The organism is Flexivirga oryzae (assembly GCF_014190805.1).
GTDB lineage: Bacteria > Actinomycetota > Actinomycetes > Actinomycetales > Dermatophilaceae > Flexivirga > Flexivirga oryzae.
Genome location: NZ_JACHVQ010000005.1, coordinates 70,581 through 89,316, shown reverse-complemented (window position 1 = coordinate 89,316; position 18,736 = coordinate 70,581). Strand labels below are relative to the sequence as shown.

16 protein-coding genes are annotated in these 18,736 nt (G+C 68.8%); 8 read left to right on the top strand and 8 right to left on the bottom strand.

Translation table 11 applies throughout. The features are described 5' to 3' along the window. Positions 1 to 76 precede the first annotated feature (76 nt). The 6 genes from FHU39_RS21285 (at position 77) to FHU39_RS21260 (ending at position 5,763) form a co-directional block, all read left to right on the top strand. Complete coding sequence (locus tag FHU39_RS21285; RefSeq protein ID WP_183322757.1) at positions 77 to 1,132, top strand: class I SAM-dependent methyltransferase; 1,056 nt, start codon at positions 77 to 79, stop codon at positions 1,130 to 1,132. 98 nt (positions 1,133 to 1,230) lie between these two features. Next, the gene (locus tag FHU39_RS21280; RefSeq protein WP_183322756.1) at positions 1,231 to 2,151 is read left to right on the top strand and encodes an ABC transporter ATP-binding protein; all 921 of its coding nucleotides are present in this window, start codon (positions 1,231 to 1,233) and stop codon (positions 2,149 to 2,151) included. Beyond that, on the top strand, positions 2,148 to 3,077 hold the full coding sequence (locus tag FHU39_RS21275) for an ABC transporter permease (RefSeq protein WP_183322755.1): 930 nt from the start codon (positions 2,148 to 2,150) through the stop codon (positions 3,075 to 3,077). The genes FHU39_RS21280 and FHU39_RS21275 overlap by 4 nt, the downstream gene beginning before the upstream one ends. Continuing rightward, a complete protein-coding gene (locus tag FHU39_RS21270) occupies positions 3,074 to 3,988 on the top strand; it encodes an ABC transporter ATP-binding protein (RefSeq protein ID WP_183322754.1) in 915 nt (304 codons plus the stop codon). Before FHU39_RS21275 ends, FHU39_RS21270 begins: the two co-directional genes overlap by 4 nt. Positions 3,989 to 4,022: 34 nt before the next feature. Beyond that, a complete protein-coding gene (locus FHU39_RS21265; protein WP_183322753.1) occupies positions 4,023 to 4,745 on the top strand; it encodes an ABC transporter permease in 723 nt (240 codons plus the stop codon). A 28-nt stretch (positions 4,746 to 4,773) separates the two neighbouring features. Continuing rightward, a complete protein-coding gene (locus FHU39_RS21260) occupies positions 4,774 to 5,763 on the top strand; it encodes a phosphotransferase enzyme family protein (RefSeq protein ID WP_183322752.1) in 990 nt (329 codons plus the stop codon). Positions 5,764 to 5,776: 13 nt separating this feature from the next. Here FHU39_RS21260 and FHU39_RS21255 read toward each other — a convergent pair whose 3' ends face one another. The 6 genes from FHU39_RS21255 to FHU39_RS21230 form a co-directional block, all read right to left on the bottom strand. Then, positions 5,777 to 6,703, bottom strand: coding sequence for a helix-turn-helix transcriptional regulator (locus FHU39_RS21255; RefSeq protein WP_183322751.1), 927 nt, complete (start codon positions 6,701 to 6,703; stop codon positions 5,777 to 5,779). Between the two features lie 52 nt (positions 6,704 to 6,755). Continuing rightward, on the bottom strand, positions 6,756 to 7,973 hold the full coding sequence (locus FHU39_RS21250; RefSeq protein ID WP_183322750.1) for a CynX/NimT family MFS transporter: 1,218 nt from the start codon (positions 7,971 to 7,973) through the stop codon (positions 6,756 to 6,758). A gap of 627 nt (positions 7,974 to 8,600) precedes the next feature. Then, positions 8,601 to 10,982 (bottom strand): phosphoenolpyruvate synthase, encoded by a 2,382-nt coding sequence (ppsA, locus tag FHU39_RS21245; protein WP_183322749.1) that lies wholly within the window; start codon positions 10,980 to 10,982, stop codon positions 8,601 to 8,603. A gap of 34 nt (positions 10,983 to 11,016) precedes the next feature. Then, entirely contained in the window at positions 11,017 to 11,871 is an 855-nt protein-coding gene (locus FHU39_RS21240; protein WP_343066051.1) for a pyruvate, water dikinase regulatory protein, read from the bottom strand. Positions 11,872 to 11,963: 92 nt separating this feature from the next. Beyond that, positions 11,964 to 13,244, bottom strand: a complete 1,281-nt coding sequence (locus FHU39_RS21235) for an aspartate aminotransferase type Ic (RefSeq protein WP_183322747.1) — start codon at positions 13,242 to 13,244, stop codon at positions 11,964 to 11,966. A gap of 45 nt (positions 13,245 to 13,289) precedes the next feature. Beyond that, positions 13,290 to 14,303 carry a glycosyltransferase gene (locus tag FHU39_RS21230; RefSeq protein WP_183322746.1) on the bottom strand — a complete coding sequence of 338 codons (1,014 nt, stop codon included), beginning with the start codon at positions 14,301 to 14,303 and terminating at the stop codon, positions 13,290 to 13,292. 90 nt (positions 14,304 to 14,393) lie between these two features. On the opposite strand from FHU39_RS21230, the gene glf reads away from it, so the two are divergent. Then, the gene (gene glf, locus FHU39_RS21225) at positions 14,394 to 15,533 is read left to right on the top strand and encodes a UDP-galactopyranose mutase (RefSeq protein ID WP_183322745.1); all 1,140 of its coding nucleotides are present in this window, start codon (positions 14,394 to 14,396) and stop codon (positions 15,531 to 15,533) included. Here glf and FHU39_RS21220 read toward each other — a convergent pair. Together FHU39_RS21220 and FHU39_RS21215 are read right to left on the bottom strand one after the other, a co-directional pair. Beyond that, the gene (locus FHU39_RS21220) at positions 15,493 to 16,800 is read right to left on the bottom strand and encodes a glycosyltransferase family 2 protein (RefSeq protein ID WP_183322744.1); all 1,308 of its coding nucleotides are present in this window, start codon (positions 16,798 to 16,800) and stop codon (positions 15,493 to 15,495) included. The two genes, glf and FHU39_RS21220, sit on opposite strands and share 41 nt — an antisense overlap. Before the next feature lie 14 nt (positions 16,801 to 16,814). After that, positions 16,815 to 17,792: a glycosyltransferase gene (locus FHU39_RS21215; protein WP_183322743.1), complete on the bottom strand. Its 978-nt coding sequence runs from the start codon at positions 17,790 to 17,792 to the stop codon at positions 16,815 to 16,817. 212 nt (positions 17,793 to 18,004) lie between these two features. On the opposite strand from FHU39_RS21215, the gene FHU39_RS21210 reads away from it, so the two are divergent. After that, positions 18,005 to 18,718: a class I SAM-dependent methyltransferase gene (locus FHU39_RS21210; RefSeq protein ID WP_183322742.1), complete on the top strand. Its 714-nt coding sequence runs from the start codon at positions 18,005 to 18,007 to the stop codon at positions 18,716 to 18,718. The last annotated feature ends 18 nt before the right edge of the window (positions 18,719 to 18,736 follow it).

The window sequence follows — 18,736 nt, the reverse complement described above, 5'->3', positions numbered from 1 at the left end:
GCCGGTTGCAATCTGCTTGCAATCGCGCCGGGCGATGCTCCGTCCACCAGCATCCACCTGCGACAAGGAATCCGCCATGAGCATCGACAACGACAAATTGATGGAATTCGTCGGCCGGTTCGCCGGCGACCTGGGAGCGACGGTCGCCGCCGGCAGCATCGTCCTCGGCGACCGGCTCGGCCTCTACCGAGCTCTCGCCCAGGGGCCCGCCACCGGCCCGGAACTCGCCGACCGCACCGGCACCAACGCGCGTTACGTCACCGAGTGGCTGCGCGGCCAGGCGGCCGGCGGGTACGTGGAGTATGACGCCACGGCCGACCGCTACTCCATGACCGAGGAGAAGGCGTTCGCCCTGACCGACCCCGACGGCCCGCTGTACCTGCCGGGCGCCTTCGAACTGGCGCTGGGGACGCTCGAGGCGCTGCCCCGCATGCAGGAGGCATTCGTGACCGGTGCCGGCCTCGGCTGGCACGAGCAGGACACCCAGGTCTTCACCGGCTGCGAGAAGTTCTTCCGGCCCGGCTACCTGGCCCACCTGACCACGGAGTGGATCCCGGCCCTGGACGGGGTCGAGACCACCCTCAACGCGGGCGCCCGCGTGGCCGATGTCGGCTGCGGCCACGGCGCCAGCACGGTGCTCATGGCGCAGGCGTACCCGCGCTCGACGTTCGCCGGGTCGGACTACCACGACGGCTCGGTGGCGGCCGCGAGCAAACGGGCCGCCGAGGCCGGAGTGAGCGACCGGGTCTCCTTCGAGGTGGCCGGCGCCCAGTCGTTCTCCGGCACCGGTTACACGCTCGTCACCACCTTCGACTGCCTGCACGACATGGGCGACCCGGTCGGTGCCGCCCGGCACATCAACTCCACCCTCAACCCCGAGGGCGCGTGGCTGATCGTGGAACCCGCCGCGGGCGACTCCGTCGCGGAGAACCTCAACCCGGTCGGGCGGGTCTACTACAGCTTCTCGACCCTGCTGTGCGTTCCCAACGCGATGTCCCAGCCGGGCGGGTACGCGCTGGGCGCACAGGCCGGTGAGCGGGCCATCCGGCAGGTCTGCACCGACGCCGGGTTCACCCGGTTCCGCAGGATCGGCGAGACACCGTTCAACCTGGTCTTCGAGGCCAGGGTCTGACCGGCGACCGGGTTCGCCGCACGGTGACCCCACAGGGCCGTGGTCCCGTTCCGGCAAGTCTGGCGCCCAGACGGCGGGCGCCCGGTTAGGCTCCCAACATGGGGGTCGCCGACACGCAGGGTCTGACGATGCAGTACCCCCGCGTCCGGGCGCTCGACGACCTCACGCTCAGTGTCCCGGAGGGCATCACCGGCGTCGTCGGGGTCAACGGCGCCGGCAAGTCCACGCTGATCAAGGTGCTGCTCGGCCTGCTGCACCCGACCGGCGGCACCGTCCGGGTGCTCGGCATGGACCCCACCGTCCAGGGCGCCGAGGTCCGGGCACTGCTGGGCTACATGCCGGAGCACGACGTACTGCCCGGTGACGTCTCGGCCGCCGACTTCGTCATGCACATGGCGATGATGTCCGGGCTGCCGCGCAACGCGGCCCGCGAACGCACCTCCGACGTGCTGCGCCATGTCGGCCTGGCCGAGGAGCGGCACCGGCCGATGGGCGGCTACTCGACGGGTATGAAGCAGCGCGCCAAGCTCGCGCAGGCGATCGTGCACAGCCCGCACCTGGTGCTGCTCGACGAGCCCACCAACGGCCTCGACCCCCGGGCCCGCGACGACATGCTGGAGCTGATCGGCCGCATCGGGCACGACTTCGGCATCTCCGTCATGGTCACCAGCCACCTGCTCGGTGAGCTCGAACGCACCGTCGACCACGTGATCGTGATCAACGCCGGCCGGCTGCTGCGCGCCGAACGCACCCAGGACCTGACACACACCACCGGCAACGTGCTGGTCGAGGTGCTCGGACCGCCCGGCAGCGACCGCCGGATCGGCCAGGCGTTGCTCGACCGTGGCGTGCACGCCTGGCCGGTGGGCGACCGCATCGAGGTACAGGTGGAGCGCCCGGAGACGCTGGACCTGATCCGCGACCTGGTCGCCGACGAGGGCCTCGGCCTGGTGCGGCTACAAGAGGTGCACCACAGCCTGGAGGAAGTCTTCGCGCAGGGAGGGGGCCCGCAGGTATGAGCGAACCCGCCAGCTCGCCGGCCCGGCGTGGCGTCATACACGACATCGGCTACCAGCCGTTCACCGGCAAGCGACAGAGCACCGGCGCGGTCGCCTGGTCGCTCTACATCCTGTCGCTGCGGCACTGTTTCGGCCTCGGCCGGTCCGGCAAGTCGAAGGTGATGCCCTGGCTGGTCGCCGCCCTGCTGATGGTGCCGGCCCTGGTGCTGGCCGGGCTGCTGCTGCAGCTGAACAAGATGTCCCTGTCCAGCCAGGCCGACCTGTTCGCGCCGCTGGCCAACTACTTCGGCTTCCCCTACTGGACGCAGCTGCTCATCACGATCTTCGCGGCGGCGCAGGCACCGGTGCTGTTCGCGCGCGACCTGCGCTACCGGACCGTCGTCCTCTACTTCGCGCGGCCCCTGTCGCGGACCGCCTACATCCTGATGCGCCTCGCCGCGCTCACCACCGCCCTCTTCGCGGTCGTCGCCGTGCCGCTGACCGTCTGGTATGCCGCGGCGATGAGCGCCGACGTCGACCACGGCGAACACACCCGCAACTACCTCGCCGCGATCGTCGGCGTCGCGATCCTGGCACTGCTGCTGGCGACGTTCTCCGGCATGGTCTCGGCGATCACCACCCGGTCCGGGCTCGCCGTCACCGCCGTGATCGTCGCACTGATGCTGACCTCGGGCATCGTGACCGCCGTGCAGGGCACGGCATACGACTCCGACAACCGGACGCTCAGCTTCATCGGCGCCCTGTTCAACCCGTTCACCGTGGTCGCGGAGTTCGTCAGCGGCGCCTTCCACCAGCCCACCCCGTCCGACTCGATGCCGCACCCGGCCGGCGGCTGGACCCTCGGCTTCGGGATCGCCGCGCTCTGCTGGCTGCTCGGCTCGGCATACGTGCTGCTCCACCGCACCCGGAAGGCGGCATCAATATGAGCGACCTGGTGCTCACCGACGTGTCCCGGTGGTACGGCAACGTCGTCGCGGTCAACGACGTCAACATGCACATCGGACCCGGCATCACCGGCCTGCTCGGACCCAACGGCGCCGGCAAGTCCACCCTGCTGTCGATGATGGCCGGGCTGCTGCCACCGTCCAGCGGCACCGTCACCATCGACGGTCAGCCGACCCGCGGCAACATCGCGATCTACCAACGGATCGGGCTGGTCCCGGTGCAGGAGTCGCTCTACGACTTCCTGACCGGCACCCAGTTCGTGCGGCTCAACGCCGACCTGCAGCGGGTGGCCGAGCCCGACAAGGCGACCCGGTTCGCGATCGACCTGGTCGAGATGAGCGACGCCGCCGACCGCAAGATCTCGACCTACAGCAAGGGCATGAAGCAGCGCATCAAGGTGGCGTCGGCGCTGGTGCACAACCCGGAGGTGCTGCTGCTCGACGAACCGTTCAACGGCATGGACCCGATCCAGCGGCGGCACATGATGGGCCTGCTCACCCAGTTCGCCGAGCAGGGGCGCACCATCGTGTTCAGCTCGCACATCCTGGAGGAGGTCGAGCAGGTCGCCCGGCAGGTCGAGGTCGTGGTCGCCGGGCGGCACGCGGCCAGCGGCGACTTCGCGGCGATCCGCCGGCTGATGACCGACCGGCCCAACCAGTACCTCGTGCGCAGCTCCGACGACCGCAAGCTCGCGACGCTGCTGCTGGCGGACCCGTCGGTGCGCGGCGCCCGGATGCGTGGCGGCACCGCGCTCGAGGTCGAGGCCGACGACTTCGGTGCGTTCGCGGTCCTGGTGCCGAAGGTCGCCCGGGCGGGCGGCATACGCATCTTCGAACTCACCCCGACCGACGAATCGCTGGAGAGCGTCTTCAGCTACCTGGTGAACTCATGAGACATCCGCTCCGACACCTCGCGGGGGCACCGCAATGAACAGCGCCATCCTGCGCCTCGGGATGCGCTCCCTCTTCGGGCGTGCCCGCGTCTGGCTGATGATCGCGATGCCGGTGATCATGCTCGCGCTCGCGACCCTCATCCGCGCCACGTCGGAGGGCACCATGGACGACTCGGGCGCCGAGGGCTTCCTGCGGGTGTTCGGCATCGGGATCGTCGTACCCGTGGTCGCGCTCGTCGCAACCACGACACTGATCAACTCGGAGTTCGACGACGGCTCGATCATCTACCTGCTGACCAAGCCCGTCTCCCGGCTGACCATCATCTCCAGCAAGGCCGTGGTCGTGCTGGCAGCGGGCATCGTCTTCGCGGCCGTGCCGATGTTGCTCGCCGGGTTCCTGCTGGTCGGCGGCTCCTCGCACGTCGCCGTCGCGGCGTTCGCGGGCGGGGTCGTCTCGACCGTCGCCTACGTCGGCATCTTCACCGTGCTCGCCACCACCATGAAACGCAGCATCGTCGGCTGCCTGCTGTTCTGGCTGCTCTGGGAGTCGACGATCTCGTCGCTGCTGTCGCCGGTGAAATGGCTGTCCGCACGGGCGTGGGGCACCGCCGTCATACAACATCTGGCGACCGCCCTCGGTGACGGCAAACCCGGGGTGCCGTTGCTGTATGCCGTGCTCGGCGCCGTCGTGGCCTTCGCCGTCGGCATCGCACTGGCCGGGCAGCGGCTCGCCTCGATGACGATCTCGGAGGAGTAGGACCGCGCTGCAGCGCGGTCGGTGGCCCATGACCCGAACACCGCACCTGACCATGCTGTGGGAGCAGCACGACCCCGCGGTCCAGCTACGGGACCGGTTCGGTTTCCCCGATGCCGCCGCGGCCGGGGACTGGGTCGCCCGGTCGGTCGAGAGGCACTGGGGCGTCCGGGTCGAAGCGTGCGAGCGCATCACGATGAGCTCCCGGAACGCGCTCGCCGCGCTCCGGACACCGCTCGGCCCGCTGATCGCGAAGTGGTCGGTCGCATCCGACGTCTTCCCACGCCTCAGCGCACTCGCCACGCTCACGTCGTGGCTCGAGAGGCAGCGACTTCCGGTCTCGGCACCGGTCGCCGCTGTGGACGGCCGGCTCCAGGTGGAGCTCGACGGCACCTCGATCGGGTTGCAACGACGGATCGACGGGGACCTGCTGGACACCGCCGATCCCGCGCAGCTCCGGGCCGCCGGCGCCGTCCTGGCACGGCTGCACCGTGCGCTCGCGGCCTACCCGGACGCAGGTCGGGTGGCGGATCTGGTGCCGCACCCGAAAACACCGGGCACCTCCATCGCGGGCTGGCTGGCGGACGCACCCGGCCATCTTCCCGACCCGGCGTGCGACGTGCTGCGACGCCTGCTGTCGTCGGCTCCCGGGATGACGCTTCCCGGCCAGCTGGTGCACGGCGACATCCGGTCGGCCAACGTCCTGTGTGCCGAGTCCGGCGTCGCGGCGGTCCTCGACTTCGAGGAGATGCGCTGGGATCGGCCGGTCGTCGAACTGGCGCGCTCCGCCGTCCTGCTCGGCACCCGTTTCCGGGACTGGGGTCCGGTGGGCACCGACGTGCACACCGCCCTGCTCGAGGGCTACTGCTCGGAACGGCCGCTGGACGGGGTCGAAACCCACTGGTGGCGCGTTCTCGTCCTCTGGTACTCGTTGCTGATGATCCCGGACGGCCCGGACCCGACCGGCTGGCGCGCGGCGGCACTCCGGCTGAGCGGCGCCGCGCCCGCTGCCCTGCCGTGAGAACCCCCGTCGTTCAAGCGCGTTCGGCGACCCAGCGCATCGGGTCGCCCCAGCCGAGATCGGTGATGCCGTGCTTGTCGAGCGCGAGCGCGACCAGGGTGCGCCGGTGCGCGGCGAAGGTCAGCACGTGGGCGATCATCCCGCCGTACGTGAAGACCTCCGCCTGCTCACACGTCGCATCCACGAAGGTGTCGTCGAGTTCGTCGTGCTCGATCGCGTGCCGGACGTTGTCGGCGAAGCGCGGTCCCTCCTCGGCGAGGCGGGACCGCAACGAGGTGACCGTCTCGTGCTGCTCGATGTCCCAGTCGTATTCGCGGTCTGCGAGCGCGGCGTTCCACATGCCCATCTGCCCGACGAGCCGGGACAGCAACCGGCGCAGGGTCATCTCGTCGGGGTCGTCGTCCAGGCCGTAGTCGATCCGCTCGTCCAGCTGCTCGTCGGTCAATCGACTTGCGCGTTCGACGAATTCGCCGGTCAGCCAGATGTGGTGGTCGATCATCTTGGTGAGTAGTTCCATGGCGCTGACGCCTCCTCGTCCCGGCAGCCGTAGCCCGCCGGGTGGTTGAAAATGAACGCCGTTGTCCGCCGGGATCTTGAAACCTGTCGGTTGGCAGCGGAATTCGCGTGGTGTGACGTTGAAATGACGCGCGAAGGCACGCGTGAACGCTTCGTGTGATCCGTAGCCGGCCTCGACGCCGACGTCCAGGATCCGCGACCGGGTCGTGATGAGCCGGTACGCCGCTCGTTCCAGCAACAGTCGCCGGCGCAGCGCCCCGGGCGACTCCCCACCGACCGCCGAGACGATGCGGTCCAGGTGGAACCGCGAGGTGTAGAGCCGTTGCGCCAGCTGCGCGGGTGACGTCTCGTGGTCGTCGAGGGTCTCCGCGAGCACACCGACATACCGCCCGAAGACGTCGGCCTGGGTCGCTGTGCTGCTCATGGGATGAGCATGCCGCACCACGGCGCCGAGGGACTTGATCGCGCTTGCCGGGTCAGGTCGGGTCGGGCGTCATACGGCCCGCCCTGGCCGCGCGCAGTGCCGCGATCCCCTGCGGTATGGCGGCACACGCCAGGACGGACATCGCGATCGTCCAGGAGCCGGTGCTGTCGTGCACCGCTCCGATCAGGATGGGCCCGGCGGCTGCGAGTACGTAGCCCACGGCCTGCGACATACCGGAGACCTGACCGGCCTGGGCCGCGGAGTTGCTGCGCAGCACCATGAACAGCAGCGCGAGCCCGATGCCGCACCCTGGCCCGATCATGATGATCCCGGCCCACAGCGCCGACCAGCCGTGGACGGTCAGCAGGCCGACGAAGCCGAGCATGCTGAAACCGAGCGACCCCAACGTGATCGCACGCTGGCCGGCGAAACGTCCCGCCACGATCGGCGCGAGCAGCGAGCAGCTCAGGCCGACGGTCTGGCCGATGGCGAGGACGGCACCCGCGGCGCCGGTCGACATACCCCGTTCGTCGGTCAGGAACTTCGGCAGCCATGCGCCGAAGGTGTAGAAGATCAGCGACTGGCAGCCCATGTAGATCGTGATGGCCCAGGCCGTGCGGTCCCGCCAGACGGCGCTGGACGGCTTGGTCGCGTCCACCGTGTGCACCCGCCGCAACTGCGGCAGCCACTGCACCATCGAGACCACGACGAGCAGACCCCAGGCGGCCAGGGTCAGCCGCCAGTCCCCGCCGAGCGCGTGGTCGATCGGCACGGTCAGCCCGGCCGCGACGGCGGCGCCGCCGGACAACGTCATCGAGTAGAGCCCGGTCATCAGGCCGGAGCGGTGGGCGAAGTCGCGCTTGATCAGCGCCGGCAGCACCACGTTGCAGACCCCGATGCCCGCCCCGATCAGCACCGATCCGCCGAAGAGGGCGCCCGCCGACGGCACGAGCCGCAGCGCGATCCCCGCCACGAGCACCGCGAGGGAGGCGAAGATGGTGCGCTCGATGCCGAAGCGGTGTGCCAGCCGTGGAGCCACCGGCGCGGCGATCCCGAAGAACAGCACCGGCAGCGTGGTCAGCAGGCCCGCCGTCGAACTGCTGAAGCCGAAGCTGTCGGAGATGGTGTCGATCAGCGGTGAGACGGAGACGACCGCGGGCCGCAGGTTCGCCGCGACCAGCATGATGCCGAGCGCCGCCATCAGGGCGGCAGTGCCATCCAGTGGGCGTTCGGCTGCGCTCGCCGGTGGTGATTCGTCGAGCGCGGCCATCTGTCGAACTTAACCCTCCGCGGCCGCATGCCGAGACGTCAGGTCGTATGACGAGACCTCGTGCGGAGTGCCGTCCCGTACCACCGACCGTCGGCACTTCGGGACGCCAACACCGCGGCATCGCGTCCCGGGCCACCGACCGTCGGCACTTCGGGACGCCAGCACCGCGGCATCACGTCCCGAGCCACCGACCGTCGGCACTTCGGGACACCGGCACCGCGGCATCACGTCCCGAGCCACCGACCGTCGGCACTTCGGGACACCGGCACCGCGGCATCCCGTCCCCTACCACCGACCGTCGGCACTTCGGGACACCAGCACCGCCAAACCCCGTCCCCTACCACCGACCGTCGGCACTTCGGGACGCGAATTCCGCCGCACCCGTCCCGAGCCGCCGACCGTCGGCACTTCGGGACGCCGGCACCGCCATACCCGTCCCGCGCCACCGACCGTCGGCACTTCGGGACACCAACCCCGCCATACCGCGTCCCCTACCACCGACCGTCGGCACTTCGGGACACCGGCCAGCACCGCGACATCCCGCCGCGCCGCAGCCCGTCGCACCAACGCGAAGGCGCCCCTCCCGAGACCGGGACGGGCGCCTTCGGCGGGCTCAGGGCTCAGGCGTCAGGCGCCGGCTTCCGCACCGTGCTTCGCCAGCCGCAGCCAGGTCTCGACGACGGTGTCGGGGTTGAGCGACATGGACTCGATGCCCTGGTCCAGCAGCCACTCGGCGAGGTCCGGGTGGTCCGAGGGGCCCTGGCCGCAGATGCCGACGTACTTGCCGCGGTCGCGGCACGCCTTGATCGCCATCTCGAGCATCGCCTTGACCGCCGGGTTGCGCTCGTCGAAACCGGCCGCGACCAGCCCGGAGTCACGGTCCAGGCCCAGTGTCAGCTGCGTCATGTCGTTGGAGCCGATCGAGAAGCCGTCGAAGTGGTCGAGGAACTTGTCCGCGATGACGGCGTTGGACGGCACCTCGCACATCATGACGACCTGCAGGTCGTTCTCACCGCGCTTCAGGCCGTGCTTGGCGAGCAGCGCTATGACACCTTCGGCCTCTTCGAGGGTGCGCACGAAGGGGATCATCACCTTCACGTTGGTCAGCCCCATGTCCTCGCGGACGTACCGCAGCGCCTCACACTCCATCGCGAAGCAGTCCTCGAAATCCTTGGACAGGTAACGGGATGCGCCGCGGTACCCGATCATCGGGTTCTCCTCGTGCGGCTCGTAGCGGTCGCCGCCGAGCATCCCGGCGTACTCGTTGGACTTGAAGTCCGACATGCGCACGATGACCGGTTCCGGTGCGAACGCCGCGGCGAGCGTCGAGACACCCTCGGCGACACGCTTGACGAAGAACTCCCGGGGGCTGTCGTATGCCGCGATCAGTGCGCGGATGTGCTCCTGCAGGTCCGGGTCCTGGTCGTCCAGCTCCAGCAACGCGCGCGGGTGGATGCCGATCTGCCGGTTGATGATGAACTCCAGCCGGGCCAGGCCGATCCCCTTGTTGGGCAGCCGGCTGAACTCGAACGCCTGGTCCGGTGTGCCGACGTTCATCATGATCTTGACGGGCAGGTCGGGCATCTCGTCCAGCGCGGTCTCGTTGACGTCGAACTCGCGGGCGCCCTCGTACACGAACCCCGTGTCGCCCTCGGCGCAGGACACCGTGACCTGCTGCCCGTCGGCCAGGTCCGTCGTCGCCGAGCCGGTGCCGACCACGGCCGGTATGCCGAGCTCACGCGCGATGATCGCCGCGTGGCAGGTGCGGCCGCCGCGGTTGGTGACGATGGCCGACGCCCGTTTCATGATCGGCTCCCAGTCGGGGTCGGTCATGTCGGCGACCAGCACCTCACCGGGCTGGAACTCGTGCATCGCGTCGATCGAGGTGAGGGTGCGGACCGCGCCCGCGCCGATCTTCTGACCGATCGCGCGGCCCTCGACGACGATCGGGCCGCGCTCCTTGAGGACGAACCGCTGCAGGGTCGAGGTGTTGGCCCGCGACTGCACCGTCTCCGGGCGGGCCTGCAGGATGTAGAGCTTGCCGTCGACCCCGTCCTTGCCCCACTCGATGTCCATCGGGCGGCCGTAGTGCTCCTCGATGGCGAGCGCGTGCGTGGCCAGCTCGGTGACCTCGTCGTCGGTCAGCGACAGGCGGGCCTGGTCCTCCGGCTCGACGGGCACGAAGTGGATGGTCTCCCCCACTGTCGAGTCACCGGTGTAGACCATCTTGGTCGCCTTGGACCCGACGCCACGCTTGAGGATCGCGGGACGACCGGCCTTGAGCGCCGGCTTGTAGACGTAGAACTCGTCCGGGTTGACCGCGCCCTGCACGACGGCCTCACCCAGGCCGTAGCTGGAGGTGACGAAAACCGCGTCGCGGAAACCGGATTCGGTGTCCATGGTGAACATCACGCCGGACGAGCCGATGTCCGAGCGCACCATCCGCTGGACACCGGCGGACAGCGCGACCAGCGAGTGGTCGTAGCCCGCGTGCACCCGGTAGGCGATCGCCCGGTCGTTGTAGAGCGAGGCGAAGACGAGCTTGATGGCGTGCAGCACGTTGTCGATGCCGCTGATGTTCAGGAAGGTCTCCTGCTGGCCGGCGAACGACGCGTCCGGCAGGTCCTCGGCGGTCGCGCTGGAGCGCACCGCGAAGGTCGCGTCCTCGCCCTGCTCGGCGGTGAGTTTCTCGTACGCCGCACGGATGTCGGCCTCGAGGTCGGCCGGGAAGGTCTGCTCCTCGATGTCACCACGGATCTTGGCGCCGACCCGGGCCAGCTCCTGCACGTCGTCCACATCCAGGCCGTCGAGCAATGTGTCGATCTGGTCCTTCAGCCCCGTGTCGTTCAGGAAGCGCCGGTACGCGTCCGCCGTGGTTGCGAACCCGGTCGGCACACTCACCCCCGCCTTCGACAGGTGCTGCACCATCTCACCGAGCGAGGCGTTCTTGCCACCCACGGTCTCGACGTCGTTCATGCCGAGATCGGCGAACCACTCGATGTTCGTCATGTCGGGATTCCTTTCGTATGACGCGACTCTCGCGTCATCGTGCTCCAGCGCGCGTCGTGCGTCCGGCGCTCAGTTTGAGGGTCTGCATGATCGTCGCAGCCATCTCCTCCACCGACATGGCAGCGGAGTTGATGTAAGGGATGCGGTGTGCGCGGAACATCGCCTCGGCACGTCGCAATTCGTAGGTGCACTGCGCCAGCGTCGCGTAGGACGACCCGGGTCGCCGCTCGGAACGGACCTGGCTCAGGCGGTGCGCGGTCGAGAGCAGGCCGTAGCACTTGTCGACATACGGCGCGATGGGCCGCGGCAGTCCACCGGTCTCGAAGTCCTCCTCGACCAGCGGGTAGTTGGCCACCCGCAGGCCGTACTGCAGCGCGAGGTACATCGTGGTGGGTGTCTTACCGCAGCGCGAGGGTGCGGTGATGATCAGATCCGCACGCTCGAGCTGGCGCAGGCTCTGGCCGTCGTCGTGCTCGATCGCGAACTCGACGGCCTTCATCCGGGCGTCGTACTCCCCGACGTCCCGCACCCCGTGGGCACTGCTGGCGTTGTGCGCGGCGTTGACGTGCAACACCCGCTCCACCATGTCCAGGTGCGACCCGAACAGGTCGATGAAGGCGCACTGGGTGCCGGACAGGATCTCGCGGATCTCCTCCACCGCGACGGTGGAGAACACCAGCGGGGTGACGACCTCGGTCTTGGCCGCGTCCATCTGGGCAACGGCGTCGTGCGCCTGCTCGGACGTCTTGATGAACGGCAGCTTCTCGCGCACGAAACGGACGCTGGGAAACTGCTGCAGCATCATGTTGCCGAGGGTTTCCGCAGAAATCCCCGTACCACCGGCCACGAAGAAGACCGGTGTCGCAGGCGTTTCAGCCGGGAAATCCACAGGGCGAACTCTGCCATACGCCCGCGAACCCGCGGGAGTGGGTTCGCTCACTCGTGGCCCGTTCATCGACGGCCGTCCCCGCGACGATCCGCTTATCCCGCGAGTTTCTCGGCCGCGGCCAGCAGGATGCAGGTGGCCACCGCCTCCATCGCTGCCGTGACCTCCTCCAGCACGGGAAACGACGGGGCGAGCCGCAGGTTGGTGTCGTCCGGATCGTTGCCGTGCGGGAAGGCGGCGCCCGCCCCGGTGAGGGCGATGCCGGCCTCCTTGGCCAGCTGCACCACCCGGGAGGCGGTGCCGGGCACGACGTCGACGCTGACGAAGTAGCCGCCGATCGGGTCGGTCCACTTCGCGACACCGAGGCCGCCGAGCTGCTCGCTCAGGATGCGCTGCACCTCGGCGAACTTCGGCGCCAGGATCTCGCGGTGCTTGGCCATGTGCGCCAGGACACCCTCGGCGTCACCGAAGAACTCGATGTGCCGCAACTGGTTGACCTTGTCCGGGCCGATCGACCCGACGCCCAGGTACTTCACGAACCACTCGATCTGTTCCTTGGACGCCGCCAGGAACGCGACGCCGGCACCCGCGAAGGTGATCTTCGAGGTCGACGCGAACATGACCGGGCGGTGCGGGTTGCCGGACGCGGCGGCCAGCGACAGGATGTCGGCGCTCTTGGTCTCCTGCGGAGTCAGGTGGTGCACGGCATACGCGTTGTCCCACAGGATCTTGAAGTCGGGCGCCGCGGTCGGCATCGACGCCAGCTTGGCGGCGACCTCCTGGCTGCACACGTCCCCGGTGGGGTTGGCGTAGGTGGGCACCATCCACATGCCCTTGATCGTCGGGTCGTCGGCGACCAGCTGCGCGATGGCGTCGGCGTCCGGGCCGTCCTCGCGCATCGGAACGGTCACCAGCTCGAAACCGAGGGTCTCGGTGAGCAGGAAGTGCCGGTCGTAGCCGGGGACGGGGCAGATGAAGCGACGCTTCTCCTCCTGGACCCAGGGACGGGTCGAGTCGACGGCGCCGAAGAGCAACAGGTCGGTCAGGACGTCCTTCATCAGCGTGAGGCTGGAGTTGCCGCCGGCGATGACCTGCTCGGGCTCCACCCGCAGCACGTCGGCGAAGATCTGCCGCAACCCGGTGAGGCCGTAGAGGCCGCCGTAGTTGCGGGTGTCGGTGCCGGCCGCGTCCCGGTAGGTCGTCGGCAGGTCGAGCAGCCCGTTGGACAGGTCGAGCTGCTCCGCCGACGGCTTCCCACGCGTGAGATCGAGCTTGAGCCCCCCGGCCTTCAACGTGTCGTATGCCGCCTGCTGCTCCTTGCGGAAGACAGCGAGTTCGTCGGCGGACAGCTCGTGCAGCGGGCGTGTGTTGGACACGGCAGGTTTCTCCTGGGGGACTTCCGAAGCGGTCGCCCCAGTGTCTCAAACCCGCATGGATCGCCCTGCCCGGGACCGTATGACGGACGCGTGCTCGCCGTGGGCGTCGGTCATCGGGTCGCACGGCACTCCACCGGGCGCACGCAGCAGGCAGCGCACCGCTTCACGTGCCTGCGCTCCGGCCACCCGCCACTCGCGCTGTTTCGCCATCTCGACGCTGCTGCGCCCGGCATACACGAAGGAGTAGACCAGCGCCCTGCGCGTCGTCGACCTGCGCTGTGCCGGCGGGACGTGGCCACTGATCAGACCGATCGCGGTGACCCGCTCGCGGATGTTCTCGCCGGTCGCCATCCGGTGTGCCGTGTCGGACCCGCCGTGCTTGCGGTAGCCGGCGAGGATCTCGTCCACGAACATCACCGGCCCGTGCGACGCCATCCGGGTCCACAGCTCCCAGTCCGCGGCGTGCGGCAGGTCGGTGCGGAAGCCGCCGAAGGTCTCGTATGCCGAACGTCGCACGACCATGCCGGGAGCACGCACCCGGTTGGACACCGCGAACGCGTCGAAGGCGCCCTCCCAGATGCCGGTCCCTTCCCGGTAGCGGCGGGTCTCGTGCAGGGTCGCCCCGTCGCCGTCGATGTGCCGCGTGCGGCACATCGCGGTCAGCGCGGGGCTGCCTTCCAGGGCCATCTCCATCGCGACGTAGAAGCCGGGCAGCACGAGGTCGTCGCCGTGCAGGATGTGCACGATCTCCCCACGTGACAGCTCGATGCAGCGGTTGAAGGTCGCGACCGCGCCCAGGTTGCGGGCATTGCGTTCGTAACGCACCGCACCGCCGCCGACGGCACGCACCACGGCCTCGACGTCCTCGGTGGACGCGTCGTCCACGACGATGATCTCCGCGTCGTCGCGGCCACCGAGCTGCTCGACCACCTCGGCGAGCGTCTCGCCGAGGAAGTGCGCACAGTTATGCGCCGGTACAACCACCGACCACCGCAGCTTCTCCCGGCGTTCATTCCCGCGCAGCACGCTGTGCCCACTGTGACTCAACTGTCGTCCCATTTCGATCACGGTCAGGACGCTAGGCGCCCCCGGTAACCGTTGCGGGAGCGCGAAGTGAACGGGACAAACACAATCGACTTCAGGAGCGAAATGCAGATCGGAATCGCCGGCGCCGGGTTCTCGGGCGCCGTTGTCGCCCGCGAACTGGCCGAGGCCGGGCACCGAGTGGTCGTCCACGACACCCGCGGCCACGTCGCGGGCAACTGCCACACCGAGCGGGACGCCGCGACCGGCATCATGATCCACCGCTACGGCCCGCACATCTTCCACACCGGCAACGAGCGGGTATGGCGCTATGTCAACCGATTCGGCACGATGCAGCCCTACCACCACCGGGTGTTCAGCACCGTCGGCAGCCGGGTCTACTCGCTGCCGGTCAACCTGCTGACGATCAACCAGCTGTTCGGCACCGCGCTCACCCCGGCGCAGGCACAGGAGTTCATCGGCGAGCAGTCCGACGGCACGATCGTCGAGCCGCAGAACTTCGAGGAGCAGGCGCTGAAGATGATGGGGCGCAAGCTCTACGAGGCGTTCTTCCACGGATACACCTGCAAACAATGGGGATTGGACCCGACCGAAATCCCGGCATCGGTGTTGCGCCGGCTGCCGCTGCGGTTCAACTACCAGGACTCGTACTTCGCGCACCCGCACCAGGCGATCCCGCGGGACGGTTACACGGCGCTGGTCGAAGCCATCCTGGACCACCCGGGGATCGAGGTACGACTGAGCACGCCATACACCGAGGCGGAGCACGACCGCTTCGACCACACCATCTGGACGGGCCCGCTCGATGCGTGGTTCGACCACCGGTTCGGCCGGCTCGGCTACCGGACGCTGGACTTCGAGGAGATCCGCGGCACCGGCGACTACCAGGGCTGCGCGGTGATGAACTACGGCGACGTCGACGTCCCGTTCACCCGCATCTCCGAGCACAAGCACTTCGCGCCGTGGGAGGAGCACGAGGACACCGTGTGTTTCCGCGAGTTCTCCCGGCTGGCGGAGGGCGATGACATCCCCTACTACCCGATCCGGATGGCGCGGGACAAGACGTTGCTGAACCGCTACCTCGACGAGGCCGGGCGTGCGCCGCGTGTCACGTTCCTCGGGCGGCTCGGCACCTACCGGTACCTCGACATGGATGTCACCATCGCCGATGCGCTGCACGCGGCCGACGAGCTCACCGCCGCGATCAGCGCAGGGCGGGCGCTTCCTGCGCTGCTGCAGGACTGACGTCACCGGCGGCGGCACCGCCGGGTGCCGCCGCCAGGCCGGCGACCTCCTCCTCGAGGTCGGTCAACCGTTGTTGCACCACCGCCAGCGCGAACATCAGATCGGCGTTGCTGACCTTCGCCCTCGAGGTGCCGATCCGGGTCACCGCCTGGAGCCGAGCATTGGCAGCCAACTGCTCCCGCGCGTACTTGCCGGTCATCGTGGCCGTCTGCCGCACACCGGAATTGCGCAGGTGGTGCCAGCCGACACGCAACTTGTTGTCAGTGGCGGGACGGCCGGCGAGCACCCGGCGGAAGCCGGCGCGGCTGTCCCTGGCGATCAGCAGACACAGACGCCGCGTCTGCTCGCCCTTGTGTCCCTCGGCGAGGGACCGGTTGACGACCGCAAGGGGATACTGCGCGAAGATCGGCCGCACCGCGTCATACAGCTCGTCGCGCAGTGCCTCCGGCGTCCGACGCGAGATCCACTCCAACTGCGAGATGACCCAGGCCAGCAGGGTCACCTGGTGGATCTCCAGCACTCCGCGTTCGTGCAGCCACGCACGGATCGTGTCGTGGTGCGCGAAGATGCGCAGCAGCCGCTCATCGGCCGTCGCCATCGTCTGCCCGGACCGGGCAACGCGGTGGTACGCCAGGACCGTCGGCACCACCGCGATCGACCGTGCACTCACCAGGGCGAACCAGTGGAACGGGTTGTCCTCGAAGAAGTAGTCGCCGACCGGGAAGCGGATCGACTCCGCCTCCAGGAAGGACCGGCGGTAGAGCTTGCGCCACGGCACGGCGACGAAACGCAGGAACTGCTGCCGGGTCGTCGGGTCGAGGTCGTAGCCGGAGCGGTCGAGCGCGGCCCACCGGTGCGCGTCGGCCGGCTCATTCTGCTGCCCGGTCGTGTCATCGACCTCGAGGTACTTGCACATCGCCAGGTCCGTTCCAGCAGCCTCGGTGGCCCGCACGAGACGCTCGAACATGTCCGGTTCGACGTAGTCGTCGCCGTCCACGAAGCCGACCCAGCGCCCGGTGGCCCGGTCCAGGCCCGCGTTCGCGGCGGTCGCGACCCCGCCGGGGCTGTTCTCCGGCAACAGCACTGGAACGAATCGTGCGTCACGGGAGGCGAACTCGCGGATCTTGTCGGGCGTACCATCGCTCGACCCGTCGTCGACGACAAGCACCTCGATGTCCTGGAGTGTCTGCGCCGCAACGCTTTCGAGGCATTCTTCGATGTAGGACTCGATGTTGTACGAGGTGACGACGATGCTGACAGTTGCCATGCGGGTACTTCCGATCAGACGAGCGAGCGACGGACGATGCGGTCGGCGAGCGAGGGGTCCCGTCGCTCCCGGATACGCATGAAATCGGCGAGGTTGATGCGCAGCAGATGCTGCTGCAGGCGTTGCCTCCCGGCGTCCACCACTTCAGGGGCGAGGCGATCCAGCGCCCAGGCGGACGACCGCAGCACGAAATCCCAGTAGTGGTGCGAATATCGGTTGCGCAGCTCGGGGCGACGCTCCAGCGTGTCGTACGTCTCGTCGAGCGCGTCGAACAGCGCCAGGCGCTCCCGGCCCATCCGGTGGGACAGGTTGCCGCCGCCGTCTCCGACGATGTGGGTGCAGACCGGATCGTCCAGCAGCAGGATCGAGCGAGCGTCGAGCAAGGTCATCCAGTGCCCCAGGATGTCGTTGTGGACCTGGGTTTCGCTGAACCGCAGTCCGGTTCGACGGAATCGGTCGGTGCGCAACACCTTGTTCCAGGGGTAGTTGGAGAAGCCCAGCAGCCGCGGCACGTCGGACAGCCGGACGAGTCTGCGACGCTCGTCCCGCAGATAGTGCTTCCAGACCACGTCGTCGAACGCGTTCATCCCGGTGTGGTCCGACGTCCAGCCGCGGCGGTAGGTGTACGGCATCATCGCGACATCTGCATCGGTCGCGTCCAGGGCATCGACCGCTTCCGCGATCACCTCGGGGTGCAACTCGTCATCCGCATCGAAGAAGATCGCATGACGCCCGTGGGCCTGGTCGAAGCCCACGTTGCGCGCGTAGCCGGCCCCGTGATTGCCCTCGAGCCGGACGAGGCGCACCTCGTCCCGGGCGAGCGCCTGCACGACCGCGACCGAGTCGTCGGTCGAGCCGTCGTCGACCACGACGACCTCCACTCGGTGGCCCGGGACGTCCAGGAACGATTCGACGACCTTCCCGACCGTCGGTGCCGCGTTGCACATGGGGATGATCGCCGACAGATCCGGCGACGGGGCTTGGGAGAACACGTGAATCTCGCTGCTTTCACTTCGAATTGGCGGTGACGCACCACTGTGAACGCCGGTGACGTTACCCCACTGCGCACCGCGCGGGACCACCTCAGGGCGGGTCTCACCGGGATGTCGACACAACGTCACCGACTGTCCACCCGGAGTCCACCCGGGCGGGCTACTTTGCCGGGAGTTCGTGCTCTCACGAGCGGGAAAGGTTGGGAGAGAACATGGCCGACGGCTCCACCGACGAGCTCCTGCGGCAGGTGCTGAAGCAGTTGCGCACGACCCGTGACGTGCCCTCGACCGCATTGGGTCTGCGTCGGGCGGCCGTCAAGGACTCGGTCGACCACATCCACGGCGACGAACGCTTCACGTATGCCCAGGTGCACCAGCACAACCCGGACGCACTGCGTGCCGCGGCACGCGAAGCGCCGGCGTTTCCCGGGCTGATCGCGGAGTTCGGCGTGCACAAGGGCGCCAGTCTCACCCTGCTCGCTGATCACTTCGAGAGTGCGGTCGTGCACGGATTCGACTCGTTCGAAGGGCTTCCCGAGGCATGGACCGGAAGCCGCGAGGGGGCGGGCGCGTTCGACGTCGGCGGCAAACCCCCTGAGTTGCCGGTGTCCAACGTCGAGTTCCACGTCGGCTGGTTCGACGAGACGGTGCCCGCGTTCGCAGCGGTCACCACCGAGCCCTTCCGGTTCGTGCACCTGGACGCGGACCTCTACAGCTCCACCAAGACCGTGTTCGACGCCGTCGGCGACCGTTTCGTGCCCGGCACCATCGTCGTGTTCGACGAGTACTTCGGCTACCACGGGTGGCGCCAGCACGAGCATCGCGCGTTCGGGGAGTTCCTCGCCGCCCGCCCGGACCTGGACTTCGACGCCGTCGCTATCGGGCACATGAACCTCGCGGTCCGGCTGCGGCACGCCACCCGCTGATCGCCCGCCATCGCAGTC